Origin of the sequence: Pararoseomonas baculiformis, assembly GCF_017813395.1 — a bacterium.
Lineage (GTDB): Bacteria > Pseudomonadota > Alphaproteobacteria > Acetobacterales > Acetobacteraceae > Roseomonas > Roseomonas baculiformis.
Genome location: NZ_JAGIZB010000005.1, coordinates 108654 through 126860, shown reverse-complemented (window position 1 = coordinate 126860; position 18207 = coordinate 108654). Strand labels below are relative to the sequence as shown.

14 protein-coding genes are annotated in these 18207 nt (G+C 70.9%); 9 read left to right on the top strand and 5 right to left on the bottom strand.

Annotation, left to right across the window (positions count from 1 at the left end):
• The first annotated feature begins 32 nt into the window (after positions 1-32).
• The gene (locus J8J14_RS06700; protein ID WP_209378699.1) at positions 33-560 is read left to right on the top strand and encodes a GAF domain-containing protein; all 528 of its coding nucleotides are present in this window, start codon (positions 33-35) and stop codon (positions 558-560) included.
• On the top strand, positions 557-1540 hold the full coding sequence (locus J8J14_RS06695) for a Bug family tripartite tricarboxylate transporter substrate binding protein (protein ID WP_209378698.1): 984 nt from the start codon (positions 557-559) through the stop codon (positions 1538-1540). Before J8J14_RS06700 ends, J8J14_RS06695 begins: the two co-directional genes overlap by 4 nt.
• A 45-nt stretch (positions 1541-1585) precedes the next feature.
• Here J8J14_RS06695 and J8J14_RS06690 read toward each other — a convergent pair whose 3' ends face one another.
• Positions 1586-3262, bottom strand: a complete 1677-nt coding sequence (locus J8J14_RS06690) for an electron transfer flavoprotein-ubiquinone oxidoreductase (RefSeq protein WP_209378827.1) — start codon at positions 3260-3262, stop codon at positions 1586-1588.
• A gap of 130 nt (positions 3263-3392) precedes the next feature.
• On the opposite strand from J8J14_RS06690, the gene J8J14_RS06685 reads away from it, so the two are divergent.
• From J8J14_RS06685 to J8J14_RS06670, 4 genes are all read left to right on the top strand, one after another.
• Positions 3393-4220 carry a uracil-DNA glycosylase gene (locus tag J8J14_RS06685; protein ID WP_209378697.1) on the top strand — a complete coding sequence of 276 codons (828 nt, stop codon included), beginning with the start codon at positions 3393-3395 and terminating at the stop codon, positions 4218-4220.
• Between the two features lie 165 nt (positions 4221-4385).
• A complete protein-coding gene (locus tag J8J14_RS06680) occupies positions 4386-6506 on the top strand; it encodes a lytic transglycosylase domain-containing protein (RefSeq protein WP_342452405.1) in 2121 nt (706 codons plus the stop codon).
• 252 nt (positions 6507-6758) lie between these two features.
• Positions 6759-9509 (top strand): ATP-binding protein, encoded by a 2751-nt coding sequence (locus J8J14_RS06675; protein ID WP_209378696.1) that lies wholly within the window; start codon positions 6759-6761, stop codon positions 9507-9509.
• Positions 9509-10066, top strand: coding sequence for a biliverdin-producing heme oxygenase (locus J8J14_RS06670; protein ID WP_209378695.1), 558 nt, complete (start codon positions 9509-9511; stop codon positions 10064-10066). Before J8J14_RS06675 ends, J8J14_RS06670 begins: the two co-directional genes overlap by 1 nt.
• A 7-nt stretch (positions 10067-10073) precedes the next feature.
• Here J8J14_RS06670 and J8J14_RS06665 read toward each other — a convergent pair whose 3' ends face one another.
• The 4 genes from J8J14_RS06665 to J8J14_RS06650 form a co-directional block, all read right to left on the bottom strand.
• Positions 10074-10874 (bottom strand): ABC transporter ATP-binding protein, encoded by an 801-nt coding sequence (locus tag J8J14_RS06665; protein WP_209378694.1) that lies wholly within the window; start codon positions 10872-10874, stop codon positions 10074-10076.
• Positions 10871-11929: a FecCD family ABC transporter permease gene (locus tag J8J14_RS06660; RefSeq protein ID WP_209378693.1), complete on the bottom strand. Its 1059-nt coding sequence runs from the start codon at positions 11927-11929 to the stop codon at positions 10871-10873. The genes J8J14_RS06665 and J8J14_RS06660 overlap by 4 nt, the downstream gene beginning before the upstream one ends.
• The gene (locus J8J14_RS06655) at positions 11926-13050 is read right to left on the bottom strand and encodes an ABC transporter substrate-binding protein (RefSeq protein ID WP_209378692.1); all 1125 of its coding nucleotides are present in this window, start codon (positions 13048-13050) and stop codon (positions 11926-11928) included. Before J8J14_RS06655 ends, J8J14_RS06660 begins: the two co-directional genes overlap by 4 nt.
• Before the next feature lie 76 nt (positions 13051-13126).
• Entirely contained in the window at positions 13127-13882 is a 756-nt protein-coding gene (locus tag J8J14_RS06650; protein ID WP_209378691.1) for a YoaK family protein, read from the bottom strand.
• Positions 13883-14065: 183 nt separating this feature from the next.
• Here J8J14_RS06650 and J8J14_RS06645 point away from each other — a divergent pair, with 183 nt between their 5' ends.
• The 3 genes from J8J14_RS06645 to J8J14_RS06635 are packed head-to-tail and all read left to right on the top strand — an operon-like array spanning position 14066 to position 18203.
• Complete coding sequence (locus J8J14_RS06645; RefSeq protein WP_209378690.1) at positions 14066-16258, top strand: TonB-dependent siderophore receptor; 2193 nt, start codon at positions 14066-14068, stop codon at positions 16256-16258.
• Positions 16258-17094 (top strand): alpha/beta hydrolase, encoded by an 837-nt coding sequence (locus J8J14_RS06640; protein ID WP_209378689.1) that lies wholly within the window; start codon positions 16258-16260, stop codon positions 17092-17094. Before J8J14_RS06645 ends, J8J14_RS06640 begins: the two co-directional genes overlap by 1 nt.
• A complete protein-coding gene (locus J8J14_RS06635; protein ID WP_209378688.1) occupies positions 17091-18203 on the top strand; it encodes an ABC transporter substrate-binding protein in 1113 nt (370 codons plus the stop codon). Before J8J14_RS06640 ends, J8J14_RS06635 begins: the two co-directional genes overlap by 4 nt.
• Positions 18204-18207 lie beyond the last annotated feature (4 nt).

Genomic DNA, 18207 nt, shown 5'->3' with positions numbered 1-18207 from the left:
GATCCGCGAAGCTGGGAACCCGTACCTCTCCGATGCCTGATCTCTCGACGAACGACCCCGCCCCGCATCTGGCTGCCGTTGCAGCGGCCATGGCGGCCCCCGGGCAGCCCCAGGCCGGGTTGCAGGCGCTGGACCGCGCCCTGGCCGCGACGGTCGGGCACAAGCTCTTCACCGTGCTCGTGCTGAACCATGCGGCCGGGCAGAAGCAGCGCTACTACACCAACCAGCCCGAGGCCTATCCGGCCGGCGGCCACAAGCCGATCGAGCCCTTCGGCGAGTATCATGAGACCGTGGTGGTGGCCGGGCGCCCGCGCTTCCTGCGCGACCGCGCGGACATCATCCGCGCTTTCCCCGATCATCCGCTGATCCTGTCCCTGGGATGCGAGGGCGCGGTGAACGTGCCCGTGCGCTGGAATGGGGAGACGCTGGGCGGGCTGAACCTGCTGGATGAGGCGGGCCGCTACGACGAGGCGCAGACTCCCCTCCTCCTCACCTTCGCCGCGCTCGCCCTGCCGGCCTTCCTGCACATCACCCGGAACTGGACGGAGTCCGCCGCATGAACCCCATCATCACCCGCCGGGGCGCCGGCGCCCTGCTGGCAGGCGGCCTCGCCATGCCCGCACTCGCCCAGGCACCCTGGCCGAAGGCGGGACCGATCCGCTTCGTGGTGCCCTTCGGCAGCGGCGGCACCACCGACATCATCGCCCGCATTCTCGCGGCCGAGATGTCGCAGCGGCTGGGGCAGACCGTGCTGGTGGAGAACCGGCCCGGCGCCGGGGCTACGCTCGGCACCGGGCAGGTCGCGCGCGCCGCGCCGGATGGCTACACGCTCGTCCTCTCGGTCATCAGCGCCATGGTGGTGGGCAAGGTGCTCTACGGGCCGCGCATCACCTGGGATCCGGTGGCGGACTTCGCGCATATCGCGATGGTGATGAGCACGCCCTATCTCTGGCTCGTCCGCCCGGACCTGCCGATCCGCAGCGTGGCGGACCTCGTGGCGGAGGCGAAGGCGAAGCCGGACGGGCTGACCTATGGCACCTCCGGCATCGGCTCCATGCCGCATCTCACCGCGGTGCGCTTCTGCCGCGCCGCCGGTGTCTCCATGCAGCACGCGCCCTATCGCGGCGCGGCCCAGGTTGCGACCGATGTGATGGCGGGCGTCCTGCCGCTGATGGTGGACAGCCTGACGGCGGCCAGCGCCAATATCCGCTCCGGCGCGCTGCGTCCCCTGGCGCATTCCTGGCCCGAGCGCGTGCCGGATTTCCCGGACATCCCCACCTTCCGGGAGCTGGGCTACACGGACCTGGTGGTGGATGGCTGGTCCGGCATCGCCGCCCCCGCCCGCACGCCGCGCCCCATCGTGGAGAAGCTGGCCGAGGTGGTGAAGGAATCCCTCGCCTCGCCAGACCTGCTGCGCCGCTACAAGGACACGGCCACCGCCCCGGGACGCCTCTTCCTGGAGGATGCGCAGAAATACGTGCGGGACGAGCTGGCGGCCTGGACGCCCATCATCCAGGCTTCCGGCGCCTCGGTGGACTGACCGGAAAAGGGAAGGGCCGGTGGAGAACTCCACCGGCCCTCCGGCCTACATCCCGCCGATATAGTTCGGCCCGCCGCCGCCCTCGGGCGTGCGCCAGTCAATGTTCTGCGTCGGGTCCTTGATGTCGCAGGTCTTGCAGTGCACGCAGTTCTGCGCGTTGATCACCAGGCGCGCCCCGGCATCCCCCGCTTCCACCTGCGCGCCCTCTCCGGTGGCTTCCGGATCGGGCGTGCCCTTCAGCTCCCGCTCGGCTTCCGGTCCCACAGCCTCATAGACGGCGGCGGGGCAGTAGCGGCTCTCCGGGCTGCGGAACTGGTCCCAGTTCACGCCCTTCCAGCGGCCCGGATCCTTCAGCACGAGGTGCGCAGGCTGGTTCTCCTCATGGTTGGTGTTCGAGAGGAACACGGAGGAGAGGCGGTCGAAGGTCAGCACCCCGTCCGGCTTGGGATAGACGATCCGCTCCATCTTGTCGGCCGGCTTCAGCGTCTCGTGGTCCGCATGGTGCACCCAGGTCCAGGGCGCCTTGCCACGGAAGACATAGGTGTCGAGCGCCGCCGCGGCCATGCCGCCGAAGAAGCCGAACTTCGAGAAGCCCGGGCGGATGTTGCGGACGGAATGCAGCTCATCCCACACCCAGGACTGGCGGATGGCCTCGGGGTAGCTCTCCAGCACCTCCGGCCGCGCTTCCTGGCCGATCACGGCGGCGATTGCCTCGGCCGCCACCATGCCGCTCTTCATGGCGGTGTGCGTGCCCTTGATCTTCGGCACGTTCAGGAAGCCGGCCGTGTCGCCCACCAGCATGCCGCCCGGGAAGACCAGGCGGGGCACGGACTGCATCCCGCCCTCGTTCAGCGCGCGCGCGCCATAGGAGATGCGCTTGCCGCCCTCCAGGAACTTCCGCACCTCGGGATGGGTCTTGAAGCGCTGGAACTCGTCGAAGGGCGAAAGCCAGGGATTGGGATAGTCCAGCCCGACCACGAAGCCGATGGAGACAAGGTTCTCCCCCAGCATGTAGAGCCAGGAGCCACCATAGGTGTCGCTCTTCAGCGGCCAGCCCGTGGAGTGCCACACCAGGCCCGGCGTGTGCTTCTCCTTCGGGATTTCCCAGAGCTCCTTGATACCGATGCCGAAGGTCTGCGGCTGGCAGTCCTTCCGCAGGTCGTACATCTCGAACAGCCGCTTGGTCAGCGAACCCCGGCAGCCCTCCGCGAACACGGTGTAGGTCGCGCGCAGCTCCATGCCGGGCTGGAAGTCCGGCCCTTCCTCGCCCTCGCGCGTGATGCCCATGACACCGGCCACCACGCCCTTCACCACGCCATCCTCGACCACGAGGTCGGAGGCGGCGAAGCCCGGATAGATCTCGACGCCGAGCTCCTCGGCCTTGGCGCCGAGCCAGCGGCACACATTGCCCAGGGAGACCACGTAGTTCCCGTGGTTGTTCATGGCCGGCGGGGTGGGCAGCTTGAAGGCCCGCTTTGCCGTCAGATACATGAAGCGGTCGTCGCCGGCCGGGGTCGCCAGGGCGGGCGGGTCGTCGCGCCAGTCCGGGAACAGCTCGTCCAGCGCCCGGGGCTCCAGCACCGCGCCGGAGAGGGTATGGGCGCCGATCTCGGACCCCTTCTCGACGAGGCAGACGCTGGTTTCCGGGGAAACCTGCTTCAGGCGGATGGCGGTCGCCAGCCCGGCGGGGCCGCCACCGACCACCAGCACGTCGAATTCCATGCTCTCGCGTTCGGACACGGGCTCTCCTCCTGATGCGACAGGGGATTTAGCTCCGCCTTCTCCTTCGCGTAACCCGCTATCCACATCCCGGCCATTGCGCGAGGCGCCGCCCGGGAGCGATACCCTTCCCATGGATCTGGATCAGGCCGAGACCGCGGCCCTCCTCGCCGCGCTGGAACTGCAGATCGCCTGGGGTGCCGATGAGGCACTGGACGAGGCGCCGCTGGACCGCACCCGCCCGCGGGAGCAGCCGCCGGCAGCCGGCATGCCCGCTCCGGCGCCGCCCACCCCCCCATCCCAGCGACCGGCGCCCATGCCGTCCACGCCGGCCGCCGCCTTCGCCCCGGCCGCCACGCGCGCCGGGGAACTGGCGGCCTCGGCGGACAGCATCGAGGCGCTGCGGGAAGCCCTGGCCGCCCTGAACCACCCGCTGCGCGAGACGGCGGGCAACCTTGTCCTGTCCGATGGCGTGCCCGATGCCGGCCTGGTGCTGGTAGGCGAGGCGCCGGGCGCGGATGAGGACCGGCAGGGCAAGCCCTTCGTCGGCGTCTCGGGCAAGCTGCTGGACCGGATGCTGGCCAGCATCGGCATCGAGCGCAGCCGGAATGCCTACCTGACCAACATCCTGCCCTGGCGCCCGCCGGGGAACCGCACCCCCACGGATGCGGAGATGAACCTTTTTACGCCCTTCGTGCTGCGCCACCTCGCCCTGGTCCGGCCGCGCCACATCGTCCTGCTCGGCGGCACGGCGGCCAAGGCGCTGCTTCGCCGCAACGAGGGGATCACCCGCCTCCGCGGGCGCTGGCATTCGCTGGATGTGCCGGGCCTCGGGCCGGTGCCAACCCTGGCCACGCTGCATCCGGCCTATCTGCTCCGCCAGCCCGCGGGGAAGCGTGATGCCTGGGCGGATCTGCGCCTCCTGCGGCGCGCCCTGGATGCCCGTCCCGACGCCGCATGAACGGAACGTGAATGGTTGATTGAGGCTAAGTCTCTGATTCTAGACGATATCGTGAAATTCGATCACGCGCTCGCGGCTTGCTCGCTCATGAACAAGGTCCTAACGCTGCGCCCCATGCGAGCTTCCCCCCCCGGGCTCGGTCGCCGTCCCCCCCGGCGAGTGCGCGTGACGCGGGTGATCCTGTTGCTGGCCATGGCCCTTTGCGGTCCGGCCGCCCAGGCCGCACCACAGCGCGCACAGGAGAGCCAGACCCGGCGCGAGCAGGTCCTGCCGCGCGATTCATCACAGCGAGGCGCCCCGGCCCGCAACGCCAACGCTCCGGCGAGAGCGAATGCGCGTGCCACACCGAGGCGCCTGGCGCCCCAGGGGACCGTCCTGCGCCCCGGCCCCGCGCGCAGGCTGGCCAACCAGGCGAAGGCGACGCCACGGCAGGCAATCCGCAGCAAGCCGCGGCAGGTCATGGCCCGGCCTTCCCCGGTGCCGGAGCGGATCGCCCCGTCGCGCCTGCCCTCCACGCGGCTGGCGGAACTGCATACGCCGCAGGAGATTGCCCTCTCCTTCGCCCGCACGCCCCTGGCCGGGGTCGCCGCGCCGACGGCGCCTGGCCTGCCCCAGCCTCTCGCGCCCTCGGATGCGGCCCGGCTGCGCCGCATCTTCGATCTGCAGGCGCGGGGCCAGGTGGCGCAGGCCATCCGTGAATCCGAGCGGCTGGATGACCGGCGCCTGATCGGCCATGTCCTCGCCGATCGCTGGCGCCTTGGCGGCATCGAGCCCACCGCCGCCGAGCTGCGCGCCTGGCTCTCGGATCATTCCGATCACCCGGACGCCACGCGGCTGCACGCCATGCTGGTCGCGCGCCTGCCGCGTGACGCGACGCCCCCACCCCTTCCCGGCACCGCGCTTGCCGAGGAGGTCCCGGCCCCTGGCCAGGAGGTGCCGCCCGAGGAGCGCGAGCCGGCGGCCGCGGCAGCCCGGCCGATCACCCGCAACCCCGCGCTGGACCGCACCGTGGCCGAGATGGCCGCCCGCGGCGACGTGCAGGACGCACTGCGTCATATCGCCAGCACGCGCGGCATGACCCCGGCCTATGCGGCCGCGCTGCAGACCGATATGGCGCTCTCGCTCTTCACCGCCGGGCGCGACGCGGATGCCTTCCGCCTAGCTTCCATGGCGGCGCGCTCTGCCGCGGCGCCCGCCCAGGCCAGCTACCTGGCGGGCCTCTCTGCCTGGGGCCTCGGCCAGTACGAGACCGCGCTGCCCTATTTCGAGCGCGCGGCCCGCGCGGAGACCGCTCCGGCCGTGATGCGCGCGGCGGCGGCCTTCTGGACCGCACGCGCGGCCGTCCGCGCCCGGCGCCCCCAGGCCTATGTCCCCTGGATGCTGCAGGCCGCGCAGGAGCCGCGCACCTTCTACGGCCTTGTCGCGCGCCGTGCCCTTGGGCTGCCGCCCGGCTTCGCCTGGGAAGGCGAGGTGGCCGGCGAGGCGGAAGGGGCTGCCCTGGCGGAAACCGCCGGGGGCTGGCGCGCCCTGGCCCTGATCCAGATCGGGCAGAAGGCCCGCGCGGAGGCGGAGCTGCGCCGCCTCTGGTCCGTGGCCGGCGGCAACCCCGCCCTGGCGCGCGCCATGCTCGCCGCCGCCACCGGCGCGGGGATGACGGAACTGGCGACGATGCTCGCCTCCCAGGCGCAGGCGGCCGATGGGCGCCCGCGTGACTATGCGCGCTTCCCCGTGCCGCGGCTGGAACCGCAGGGTGGCTGGCGCGCGGATCCAGCGCTCATCTACGGGCTGGCGCGGCAGGAATCGAATTTCGATCCGGACGCGGTTTCGCCGGCCGGCGCGCGCGGGCTGATGCAGGTGATGCCGGCCACCGCCGCCTACATCACCGGGGATTCCAACCTGCGCGAGGGCGGCGGGCTGCGCCGGCTGCACAATCCTGGCTACAGCCTCGAACTTGGCCAGCGCTACCTGCTTCACCTCGCCGGCCAGGAGAATGTGAAGGGCGACCTGATCCGGCTGCTCGCCGCCTACAATGCGGGGCCGGGGAATCTTTCTCGATGGATGCCCGCCAACCGGCACCGGGATGATCCGTTCCTGTTCATCGAGAGCATCCCCTTCAACGAGACGAGGGCCTATGTGCAGCGCGTGCTGGCCTATTCCTGGATCTATGCCAGCCGCCTGGGCCTTCCCTCGCCGAGCCTGGACGCGCTGGCAGCCGGCAGCGCGCCGCGCTTCATGGGGGTGGACGAAATCGCCCGGCTGGTTGCGGGCAATCGCGGGGTGCGGTGAGCATGGTTGAGGCCCGCGGGTTTGCGGGGCTCACGGCACGACACCGGGGCGCCTTCATGCTTCCATCCCGCCGCAAGCCTGGAAACGCACACCATGCCGCCAGATGGCAGGGCCTGTCCTTGAGGCGGCGACACAGCGCATGAGGGCGACCGAAAGGCCTGGCTCTATCCTGGACAGGCGTGCCATCCGCGGGCCGGCGCAAGGCCGGGGATCATCCACGGGCGGATTCCTTCGGGGCGCGTGCCAGCCGGGATGAGCGCCACCTTCCGCTCCCCGCCACCGCGTGGGCTTGCCGCAAAGACTCCCGCCCTGCTTCCGGATACCGCGGATTCGCTCTGCGCGCTGGAACCGATCCACATCCCCGGCAGCATCCAGCCCCATGGCGTGCTTCTGGTCGCGGACCCGTCCGACGGCCTCCGGGTCGTCGCGGCCAGCGAGAATGCCGGCCTGCTGGCCGGCGGAATCTCCTCCAACACCCTGCTCGGCATGCATGTGGCCGGGATACTGGGCGGGGAGTTCGCGGCATCGCTGCGGATGCAGGCGGGAACGGGCGATATCCCGGGGGAGGCCCCCTGGGAAACCGATATCGTCCTCGCGGCCGGAGCCTTCGAAGTGGCGGTGCACAGCCAGGACGGCATGGTGCTGATCGAGCTGGAGCCGGTCGAGCCGCGCGACGAGACGGAGGCACTGGCCGCCAGCCGCGCCCTGCAGCGGGAGATTGCCCGGCTCAGGGCCGCCGATGGCCGGCTGGAGGAGCTGGCGCGCGTGGCCGTGGCCGGGATCCGGCATCTCACCGGCTATGAGCGGGTTCTCATCTACCGCTTCGACCGGGACTGGCACGGCCAGACCCTGGCCGAGGACAAGGTGGAGGACTGGGCGCAGTCACTGGACGGGCTGCATTTCCCGGCCTCCGACATCCCCGCCCAGGCGCGGGAACTGTACCGCCGCAGCCTGATCCGCTGGGTTCCCTCGCGCGATGCCGTGCCGGTGGCGCTGCACAGGGATGCCGGATGGGAGGCGCCCGGCATGCCGGAGCGGCCGATCGACCTCTCCTTTTCCCGCCTCCGCAGCCTGTCGCCGGTTCATCTCCAGTATCACCGCAACATGGGGGTGGACGGCTCCATGTCCCTCTCCATCCTGCATGAGGGACAGCTCTGGGGGCTGATGGTCTGCCATCACCGCCGTCCCCACCGGCCATCGCCCGGGCAGCGGGCCGCGGCGGCGGCCCTGACGGACGCCTTTGCCCTTCGCGTCGGCGGCGCCGAGCAGCGCGGCGTGGACGAGGCCCGGCGCGCAGACTCCCACCGCCTGGCCGAGCTCCTGGCCCATATGGCGGAGGCGGATGACGTCACCTCGGCGCTGACCGCCGGCTCGGTCACCATCGCCTCGCTCTTCGGTTGCGTCGGGGCGGCGGTGGTACGCTCCAGCATGGTGGAGCGCCTGGGGTCCGCACCGCCGGAGGCCGATATCCTGAGCCTCGCCGACTGGCTTCGCGCCCGCGGCGACGACGAGATCTTCCACACGGATCATCTCTCCGCGGCGTTCCCGGATTGGGTGCATGCGCCGGTCGCGAGCGGCGTGCTGGCCGTTTTCCTGGCGGCCGACCGGGCGGACATGATCCTCTGGTTCCGGCCGGAGGAGCCGCATCTCGTGAGCTGGGGCGGCAATCCGCACAGGCCCATGGTTCCGGAGGGCGGCTCCATCCTGCCGCGCCAGTCCTTCGAGCGCTGGGTGGAGGAGCGGCTCGGCTATGCCCGCGCCTGGGCCGACTGGGAGCTGGAGATGGCGGCCACGCTGCGCCATGCCATCACCGAGGTGGTCATCCGCAGCCTCAGCCGCATCGCCGAGCTGAACGACCGGCTGCGCCAGAGCCAGAAGATGGAGGCGGTCGGCCAGCTCACGGGCGGGATCGCGCATGACTTCAACAACCTGCTCGCCGGGATCGTGGGCAGCCTGGAATTGATGCGAAGCCGCATGGCCCAGGGCCGCGTGACGGAGCTGGACCGCTATATCGAGGCTGCCACGGCCTCGGCGAACCGGGCGGCCGCACTGACGCACCGGCTGCTTGCCTTCTCGCGCCGGCAGACGCTGGACCCGCGCCCGACCGACGTGAATCGCCTTATCGCCTCGATGGAGGAGCTGATCCGCCGCACGGTGGGTCCGTCCATCCAGGTGGAAACGGTGATGGCGGGCGGCCTCTGGACGGTGCATTGCGATGCCAACCAGCTCGAGAACGCGCTGCTCAACCTCTCCATCAACGCGCGGGATGCCATGCCCGATGGTGGGCGCCTGACCATCGAGGCGGCGAATGCGCGGCTGGACGAGGCCTATGCGCAGCGTCACCACGACCTGGAGCCTGGGCAGTATGTCTCGATCTCCGTCACCGACACGGGCACCGGCATGCCGCCGGAGGTGATCGCGCGCGCCTTCGATCCCTTCTTCACCACCAAGCCGCTGGGCCAGGGAACCGGGCTGGGCCTCTCTATGGTCTATGGCTTCGCCAAGCAGTCCAACGGCTATGTCCGGATCTATTCGGAGCCGGGGCAGGGAACCGTGCTGCGCCTCTATCTTCCGCGTTCCATGGAGGATGCGGCGCCGGATGGGGCCGATGCGGAAGCGGTGCCGCCGGCCACGGCGCCGGAAGGCGGCACGGTGCTGGTGGTGGATGACGAGCCCGTGGTGCGCATGCTGGTGGGCGAGGTGCTGCGCGACCTCGGCTACGGCGTGGTCGAGGTGGCCGATGCGGCCCAGGCCCTCCGCGCCATCGGGAACATGCGCCGGATCGACCTGATGATCACGGATGTGGGCCTGCCCGGCGGGATGAATGGCCGCCAGCTGGCCGATGCGGTGCGGGAGATTCGGCAGGGCCTGAAGGTGCTGTTCATCACGGGCTACGCGGAGAACGCGGCCGTCGGCAACGGCCTGTTGGAACCGGGGATGCAGGTGATGACCAAGCCCTTCGCGATGGATGTGCTGGCCACCCGGATCCGGGCGATGCTCTGATGGAGGCCGAAACCCTCTCCATCCGCGACCGGCTCCGCGCCGGGACGCGGATCGATCATGACCGGCTGGAGGACGGGCTGCGCCTGGCCGATCCCGGCCTGACGCTGGAGCGCTACCGCGAGGTGCTGGCGCGCTTCTACGGCTTCTGGGCAGGCTGGGAGCCGCGGGTGGCGGCGGAGCTTTCGGACGAGACCTTCCTGGCCCCCCGCCGCCGGCTTCACCTGTTGCGGGACGACCTTCATACCCTCGGCCTGGAGGCCAGATCCCTCCCGGCCTGCCCTCCGCCGGCCCTGCATGGGCGTGCCGAGGCGATGGGTTCCCTCTATGTCATGGAAGGATCGACCCTGGGCGGGCGGGTGATCCTCAAGGCGCTCGACAGGCTCGGCCTGCCGGGGGAGGGCGGCCGCTCCTACTTTGCAGGCTATGGCGACGCCACGGGCGCGATGTGGCGCGCTTTCCTGCAGCGGCTGGAGGCAGAGCCGGACGCCTCCGGCGTGCTGCGCGGCGCGAAGGCCACCTTCGCGGCCCTCGCCGACTGGATGCTGCGCCCGGCCTGAGGGCGCGCTACGCGGCGCCCCGGATGGGTGAATCCGCCAGCACCAGCAGATGGCCCTGGGAACAGCGCTCCACCCTTGCCTCCACCTCGTAGACGCGGGCGAGGAGATCGGGCGTCAGCGTCTCCGCGGGCGTCCCGTCCGCCTGCACCGCGCCCTCGCTCAGGGCCACCAGCCGGTCGGCGAAGCGGGCGGCCAGGGCGAGGTCATGCAGGACGACCACGCCCACCAGCCCGCTGCGCAGCACCGTTTCACGCACCAGGGCCATGACGGAAACCTGGTGGCGGAGGTCCAGCGCGCTGGTCGGCTCGTCCAGCATCACCACGGAGGGCTCCCGCGCCAGGGCCTGGGCCAGCCCGACAAGCTGCCGCTGGCCGCCCGAGAGACGGTCCAGCGTGCGGAGCGCCAGATGCGCGATGCCCAGCCGTTCCAGCACGCGGATGGCATGGGCCGCCGCGCTGGCGCCATCCGGAGCAAGGGCCGTCGGCACGGCGCGCAGCGCGCCCACCAGCGTCTCCATCACGGTCAGCGCCACGCCGCCCGGCAGGCCCTGTGGCATGTAGGCCAGGTGCTGCGCGCGCTCGGGGATGGACATGCGCAGGAGGTCGCGTTCCCCCAGCCGCACCTGGCCGCGCGTGCCGGGAACCAGCCCGGCGATTCCGCGCAGCAGGGTGGACTTGCCCGCCGCGTTCGGTCCGACCAGGGCCGTGAGCGTGCCGGGCAGCAGGGGCGGCAGGCTCAGGTCGTTGACGATCACCTTGCGCCCATAGGCGACGCGCAGGCCGGACACGGTGAGGGCGGGCGCGCTCATGCCATGCGCCCCCGCCCGAGCACGAGTGCCACGAAGACCGGCACGCCGATCAGCGCCGTGACGATGCCGATCGGCACCAGCAGCCCCGGGATGACGAGCTTCCCGGCCACCGAGGACAGCGAGAGCAGCAGGGCACCGCAGAGCGCGGAGGCCGGGAGGAAGAAGCGGTGGTCTTCCCCGACCATCAGCCGCGCCGCATGCGGGCCGACCAGCCCGACGAAGCCGATCGTTCCTACGAAGGCTACGGAAACGCCGGAGAGGAGGCTGACCCGCAGCAAGGCGCCGCGCCGGGTGGCATGGGTATCCACCCCGAAGGAGCGCGCCCGGTCCTCGCCGAGCCGCAGCGCCGTCAGCCGCCAGGCGGCCCGGGCGGAAAAGGGCACGGCCACCAGCAGAACCGCCGCGAGGATGGCGATCTTGTCCCAGGTCGCGCGGGCGAGGCTGCCCATGGACCAGAAGACGAGCTGCTGCAGCGCCTGCTCCGTGGCGACGAACTGGATCAGCGCGACGAGCGCGTTGAAGGCGAAGACGAGGGCGATGCCGAACAGCACCAGGGTCTGCACGCCGGCCCCGCGCAGCCGCGCGAGGAACTGCAGCAGGAACATCGCGGCCAGCGCGAAGGCGAAGGCGTTGGCCGGCACCAGCCAGTCCTGCGGCACGAAGGGGATGCCGCGCCCGAGCACGATGGCCAGCGCGGCCCCCAGCGAGGCCGCGGAGGACACGCCGAGGGTGAAGGGGCTGGCCAGCGGATTGTCGAGCACGGTCTGCATCTCGGCGCCCGAAAGCGCGAGCGCGGCCCCGACCAGCATCGCCATCACCGCATAGGGCAGGCGCACATCCCAGACGATGACCGACATGGGGCCGCCGGCGCCGCGCCCGGCCAGAAGCGCCTCCAGCACTGTCTCAAGGGGAAGCCGGGCCGGGCCGGTGGCGATGTCCAGCAGGAAGGCGGCGACGAGGCCCAGGGTTAGCGCCGCCAGGAGCACGGAGCGCCGCAGCATCAGGCGGCGATAGCCCGAGGCGGCTTCCGCGGCCGAGAGCATCGCCGCGCTCATCGCAGCGAGGCCCAATAGGTGCCCTCAAGGGGAAGACGGGCCAGGAAGCGGCGGTTCATCTCCGCCATGGTCGCGGCCGGATCCACGTCCCGGAACAGCGCCGGATGGATCCAGCCGGCCATCGCCTCCAGCGCCAGGAGGTTGAAGGGGCTGTCGTAGAAGCTGTGCCACAGCGCATGGGCCCGCCCGGACTTCACCCCGGAAAGCCCGGAGATGCCAGCGCGGGAAACCGTGCGCGCCAGGGCGGCCCGGGCTTCCTCCGGCGTCACGCCCGGGCCCACGCGGGGCTGGGTGCCCTCGCCACCGGCACCGCCCGTGGCGATGTAGACCGCCGGATCGCGCGAGACGACATATTCCAGGTTCAGCGGCCCGAGCGCGCCGGGGATGATGTCGGCCCCGATATTCACGCCGCCCGCCAGCTCGATCAGGCCCCCCAGATTGCCCTTGCCCGGGGATCCGCAGCACTCGCGGTTGCCGCCTGCGCGAAGCTCCATCAGCACCGGGGGGCGGGCGGGCCTGGCCTCCTCCAGCCGCGTGCGGATGCGGTCCGCCCTTTCCCGGGCGAAGGCGACATATTCGGCCGCCTCGCGGTCGCGGCCCAGCGCCTTCCCGATCAGTTCGATGCTGGGAAGGGTGTTGTTCAGCGGGTCCTGCCGGAAATCGATGAAGATCACGGGCACGCCGGCGCGGGTGAACTGCGCCACCGCCTCGCTGCCCTGGCCCGGCCCATGGCCGTCCAGCCCGAGGATGACGAGGTCCGGCCGGGCGGTCAGCGCGCTCTCGATGGAGAAGCTGTCGGCGGAGGAGGCGCCGACGACGGGAATGCGCTCGGCCGAGGGGAAGCGCGTGGTCAGCTGGGCGTAGCCCTGCGGGTCCAGCCGCCGGAATTCCCCCATCCAGCCTGCCACCACCCTGGTGGGATCGTCGCGCTCCAGCAGGGCGATGGTCGAGATCAGCCGGCCCTCGCCGAGGAGCAGGCGCCTGGCCGGCCCGGCCAGGGTGACGTCGCGCCCCGCCATGTCCCGCAGGCGGATCGGGCCGGGGGATTGCGCCCGGGCCGGCCGGAGGGGCGAAAAGGTCGGGAGAACGGCGCCAAGGCGCAGCAGGCTGCGGCGGTACATGACATCTCCGGGTGGAGGGGATGTCGCAGAGGATAATCATTCGCAGCTGGGACGACAAATGCGCGCAGCGCGGGGCTCACCGTCCCCGCAGGGCGTCACCGACAGGACGGGCCAGCCGTTCATGGAACTCCGCCCTGATCATGGCCCGGGCAAGGGCCAGCAAAGCCAGGGCCAGCGGCACGGTGGAAACGAAGCCGAGGCTGAGGAAGGACATCGCCCCGACCAGGCCGCCCAGCAGGAAGGCCGAGAGAATGCCGGACAGGAGCCGCAGCTTCGCCCGGTCCGCCCGGACCACATGGCCGCCCGGGCCCGGGGGGCGCCGGTTCCAGTAGAGGAGCTTGCCGAGCTCGATCCCGAGATCGGTCACGACCCCGGTCATGTGCGTCGTGCGGATCCGGGCGCCGGAGATCTTGGTGATGGTGGCGTTCTGCAACCCCATCAGGAAGCAGAGAAGGGGAATGGCGAACGCCGCTGCCGGCGCGGCGCTGAGGAGGCCGCCCAGCAGCCCCAGGAGCAGAAGCAACCCCGCTTCCAGGCGCAGGGGAAGGGCGAAGGGGTGATGCCCTGGGTTGCGCCGGCCCCAGTTGATCAGCGCCGCCGAAACCGCGGCGCCCAGAATGAAGCAGAGCACGGCCGCCAGCCCTGCCATGGCCAGGGCGAGCGATCCCGTGACCGCCGCATCGGCCACGGCCGAGAGGATGCCGGACATATGGGAGGTGTATTGCCCCACCAGCAGGAAACCGCCCGCATTCACCGCGCCCGCGATGAAGGCGAGCGACAGGCCCAGCCCCGTCTCGGTGATAGCCAGCCTGCCGAAATCCCGCGTCTGCATCGGCCTGCCTCCCTTTCGCGGAAGGATAGGGCAAGGCGATGGCCGCCGCATGGCGGAATGCCGTGGCCCCGCTGGCGCGCGTCTTGCCGGGAAAACACATAGCGCCGGCTCGGCGCCGTGTCGTTATTGCGAACCAATTGCATTTATGGAAGAAGGGCGCTCTCGAGTTTGCGGATGATTCGCATGATCCACCCTGCTTCCCCCTCCCTGCGCCGTATCCTGCTGGCCACGGCCGCCCTGGCCGCCATCGCCCTTCCCGCTGGCGCGCAGACCGAGGGGAACGAGGCCGCGATCGCCGTTCCGGAAGTGGATGTGCAGGCCACCGCCTGGCGCAGCTGGCAGCCCGTGCAGGGCTATGTCGCGCCCGTCACCACCACGGGCACCAAGACCGACACCCCGCTGATCGAGGCGCCGCAATCCCTGGGCGTCGTCACCCGCGACCAGATCGACGATCAGCAGCCGCAGAGCGTTTCCCAGGCGTTGCGCTACACCGCCGGCGTGCTGTCGGAGATCCGGCCCAGCGCCCGCTTCGACAGCGTCTTCGTGCGCGGCTTCGGCGGCCAGGGCACGGGGGCGGCCTTCATCAACTTCCTCGACGGGCTGCGCGTCGGCCGCGGCGCTTCCTTCGCCGTGCCGACCTTCGACCCCTATCTGCTGGAGCGGATCGAGGTGCTGCGCGGCCCCGCCTCCGTCCTCTATGGGCAGACAGGTGCGGGCGGGCTGGTGAACCTCGTCAGCCGTCGCCCGACCGAGACGCCGATCCACGAGGTGCGGCTGGAGGCGGGGACCGACGCGCGGCTGCAGGCCGCCTTCGACTTCGGCGGTCCGCTGACCAGCGATGGCCAGTTCCTCTACCGCCTGACCGGCATCGCCCGGAAGGGCGAGACGCAGTATGACCATGTGGGCGAGGAGCGTATCGCCATCGCGCCCGCCTTCACCTGGCGGCCGGACAGCAACACCACTTTCACGCTCCTTGGCTCCTACCAGGATGATCCGCGCGCAGGCTTCTACAACTTCGTGCCGGCCGTTGGCACGGTGCTGCCCAGCCCGCATGGCCGCATCGGCTCCAACTTCTTCGGCGGCGACCCGAACTGGAACACGGAGCAGCGGCGCCAGGCCTCGATTGGCTACCAGTTCGAGCACCGCTTCGATAACGTGTTCACCGCGCGCCAGAACTTCCGCTACATGCACATCGATTCCGAGCGCCGCGTGCTCTCGGTGCAGTCGGTCGCGGCCAATGGGCGCACGGGCAACCGCACCGTGACTCATGCCATCGAGCATGCGGACACCTTCGCGCTGGACAACCAGCTGCAGGCGGATTTCAGCACGGGGCCGGTGCGCCACACGCTGCTGACCGGCCTCGACTGGTCGCGCTCCTCCGCGAAGCGCCGGCTCGGAACCGCGACGGGGCCGACGATCGACCTCTTCTCGCCCAGCTACTACCTGCCGGTCACGCGGCCGACCCTGGGCCTGGCCCAGACCATCGGCCAGATCACGGACCAGCTTGGCGTCTATGCGCAGGACCAGATCGCGATCGGCCGCTTCCGCTTCAATATCGGCGTGCGCCAGGACTTCGCGACCTCCGAGACGGTGCAGCGCATCAACAGCAGCCACACCAGCCAGGTGGATGATGCCTTCACCTGGCGCGCGGGCGCGCTCTATCTTTTCGACAGTGGCTTCGCGCCCTATGCCAGCTACTCCACCTCCTTCCTGCCGAATTCCGGGACTTTCTCGCCCGCGCGCGGCGGCGGCAACTTCGAGCCGACCACGGGCGAGCAGTACGAGGTCGGCGTGAAGTATCAGCCGCCGGGAATGAACAGCTTCATCCAGGCTGCGATCTACCAGATCCGCCAGCAGAACGTGCTGACGCCGGATCCGAACAGCACGCTCTTTTCGGTGCAGACGGGCGAGATCCGCTCACGTGGCGTGGAGCTGGAAGGGCGGGCGAGCCTGACGAACAACATCGACCTGATCGGCACCTACACCTACATCGACGCCGAGATCACCAGATCGAACACGGCGGGTGTCTCGGGCAGCCGCGTGCCGCAGGTGCCGCACCATATCGCCAACGGCTGGGCGAACTACGCCTTCCGCGAGGGCCCGCTGCGCGGCCTCGAGATCGGCGGCGGCGTGCGCTACATCGGCGAGACCTACGGGAACGAGACGAACACCTTCAAGGTGCCCGACGTTACCCTGTTCGACGCCGCCATCCGCTACGACTTCGGGCAGCGCTTCGACAATCTGCGCGGGCTGGAGTTCACGCTGAACGGCCAGAACCTGGCGGACAAGGAATACGTCTCCAGCTGCAACACCATCACCACCTGCTACTACGGCAACCGCCGGCTGGTGCTGGCGGGGCTGCGCGTGCGGTGGTGATGGCGGAGGGCCGCGCCGTCACGCTGCCCCGGACCTGCTGGTGGGACATGCGCGCCGGCGGCGATCCGGCGCGCGCCCACCGGATCCTGCTTGCCTGGCCGGAAGGGCCGCCCCCGCCGGGCGGCTTCCCTGCCTTGCTGCTGACGGATGGGAACGCGACCTTCGCCACCGCCGTGGACGCCGCCCGTGCGCGGGCCTGGCGCGGGACGGCGGCGGATATCGCCCCGGGCCTGATCATCGGCCTCGGCCATGCGGGGGAGGAACCCTTCGACATCCCCGCCCGCAGCCGCGACTACACGCCTTCCCTTCCTGGCGCGCCGGAAGGCATGGGCGGCGCCGATGCCTTCCTGGATTTTATCGAGACGGAGCTGCTCCCCGCCATCGGGCGGCATGCCCCGCTCGACCGCACCCGCCTCGCCCTGTTCGGGCACTCCTTCGGCGGGTTGCTGGCGCTGCACGCCCTGTTCACCCGCCCAGCGCTGTTCAGCCGCCTGGTGTCTGCCAGCCCTTCGCTCTGGTGGGCGGGCGGCGCCGTGATGGAAGCCGCGCGAGAGTTTGCGGCGGCCCCGCCGGCCGAAGCACGGGGCGCAGCCCTTCTCCTGACGGTAGGCGGGGCGGAGGGCCGGGAGCGTGGCCCCCATGCCGCGCTCCATGCCGAACGCCGCATGGCCGGGAATGCCCGTGACCTCGCGGCGCTTCTGCGGGGACGAGGTCCCACGCTCGATTTCGTGGAGTTCCCCGGCGAAACCCATGGCTCGGTCATTCCGGCGGCCATTGCCCGGGCGCTGCCCTTCGCCCTTCCCCATGACGTGCCACTTCCGGGAACGCCCGCATGAGACGCCGCATCCTCCTCGGCAGCCTGCCCGCCCTTGCCATGCCCGGCCTCCTGCGCGCCCAGTCGCCCATCCAGGTCACGGATATGCTGGGGCGCAGGGTTACGCTTTCCAGGCCGGCGCGGCGCGTGGTGCTTGCCCAGGGGCGGCATGTGCTCGCGATGGCGCTGCTGCATCCCGATCCTGTCTCGCTGGTGGTGGGCTGGGGCGACGACCTGCGCGGCATGAACCCGCCGGACTACGCCGCCCTGCGCGCACGCTTCCCGGCGGCCGACGCCATCCCGCTCGTCGGGCGCGTGGAGGGGGAGGGGTTGTCGCTGGAATCCGTCCTGGCCGCGCGGCCGGACCTGGTGATCTTCAGCGGCAACGGGTTGCGCCGGATCGGGCAGGACGCCCCGGACCGGATCGCCGCGCTCGGCATCCCCGGCCTGGTGATCGACTTCTTCACGAACCCCATCCGGGACACGCGGCGCAGCATGGCCATGCTGGGCCAGGCGCTGGGGCTGGAGGAGCGCGCCGGCGCCTTCGACCGCTTCTATGCGGAACGGCTGGAGCACATCGGTGCCCGTCTGGCCGGGATCGGGGAGGACAGGCCGAAGGTCCTGGTCCATGCCCATGCGGGCGGGCCGCCCTGCTGCTCATCCCCGGGAAAAGGCGCCTTCGATTCCATGATCCGCTTCGCGGGCGGGCATAATATCGGCGCGGACATCCTGCCCGGCCCCAATGGCCAGCTGGCGCTGGAATATGTGCTGGCCCAGGACCCGGCGGTCTATGTCGCGACGGGCGGCCCATTCGCAGGGCGCGGCGGCATCCCGCTCGGGCCAGGGGTGGGCGCGGCGGAGGCCGGGCGGGAACTGGCCGCCGTCATCCGCCGCAGCCGGCTTGAAAGCCTGACCGCCGTGAGGAAGGGAAGGGCCCACGCCATCTGGCACGGCTTCAACGACACCCCCGCCCATCTGGTGATGCTGGAAGCGCTGGCGCGCTGGTTCCATCCGGATCGCTGCGCCGACCTGGATCCTGCCGCGACCATGGGCGAACTCAACGCATCCTTCCTGTCCATTCCCATGGAAGGCGCGCACTGGGCCAGCCTGCCGCCTGGCGCCATCCGCTAGAGGA

Coding starts and splice junctions, on each gene's coding strand:
- J8J14_RS06700 (WP_209378699.1), top strand. CDS start 33: ATGCCTGATCTCTCGACGAACGACCCCGCCCCGCATCTGGCTGCCGTT.
- J8J14_RS06695 (WP_209378698.1), top strand. CDS start 557: ATGAACCCCATCATCACCCGCCGGGGCGCCGGCGCCCTGCTGGCAGGC.
- J8J14_RS06690 (WP_209378827.1), bottom strand. CDS start 3,262: ATGGAATTCGACGTGCTGGTGGTCGGTGGCGGCCCCGCCGGGCTGGCG.
- J8J14_RS06685 (WP_209378697.1), top strand. CDS start 3,393: ATGGATCTGGATCAGGCCGAGACCGCGGCCCTCCTCGCCGCGCTGGAA.
- J8J14_RS06675 (WP_209378696.1), top strand. CDS start 6,759: ATGAGCGCCACCTTCCGCTCCCCGCCACCGCGTGGGCTTGCCGCAAAG.
- J8J14_RS06670 (WP_209378695.1), top strand. CDS start 9,509: ATGGAGGCCGAAACCCTCTCCATCCGCGACCGGCTCCGCGCCGGGACG.
- J8J14_RS06665 (WP_209378694.1), bottom strand. CDS start 10,874: ATGAGCGCGCCCGCCCTCACCGTGTCCGGCCTGCGCGTCGCCTATGGG.
- J8J14_RS06660 (WP_209378693.1), bottom strand. CDS start 11,929: ATGAGCGCGGCGATGCTCTCGGCCGCGGAAGCCGCCTCGGGCTATCGC.
- J8J14_RS06655 (WP_209378692.1), bottom strand. CDS start 13,050: ATGTACCGCCGCAGCCTGCTGCGCCTTGGCGCCGTTCTCCCGACCTTT.
- J8J14_RS06650 (WP_209378691.1), bottom strand. CDS start 13,882: ATGCAGACGCGGGATTTCGGCAGGCTGGCTATCACCGAGACGGGGCTG.
- J8J14_RS06645 (WP_209378690.1), top strand. CDS start 14,066: ATGATCCACCCTGCTTCCCCCTCCCTGCGCCGTATCCTGCTGGCCACG.
- J8J14_RS06640 (WP_209378689.1), top strand. CDS start 16,258: ATGGCGGAGGGCCGCGCCGTCACGCTGCCCCGGACCTGCTGGTGGGAC.
- J8J14_RS06635 (WP_209378688.1), top strand. CDS start 17,091: ATGAGACGCCGCATCCTCCTCGGCAGCCTGCCCGCCCTTGCCATGCCC.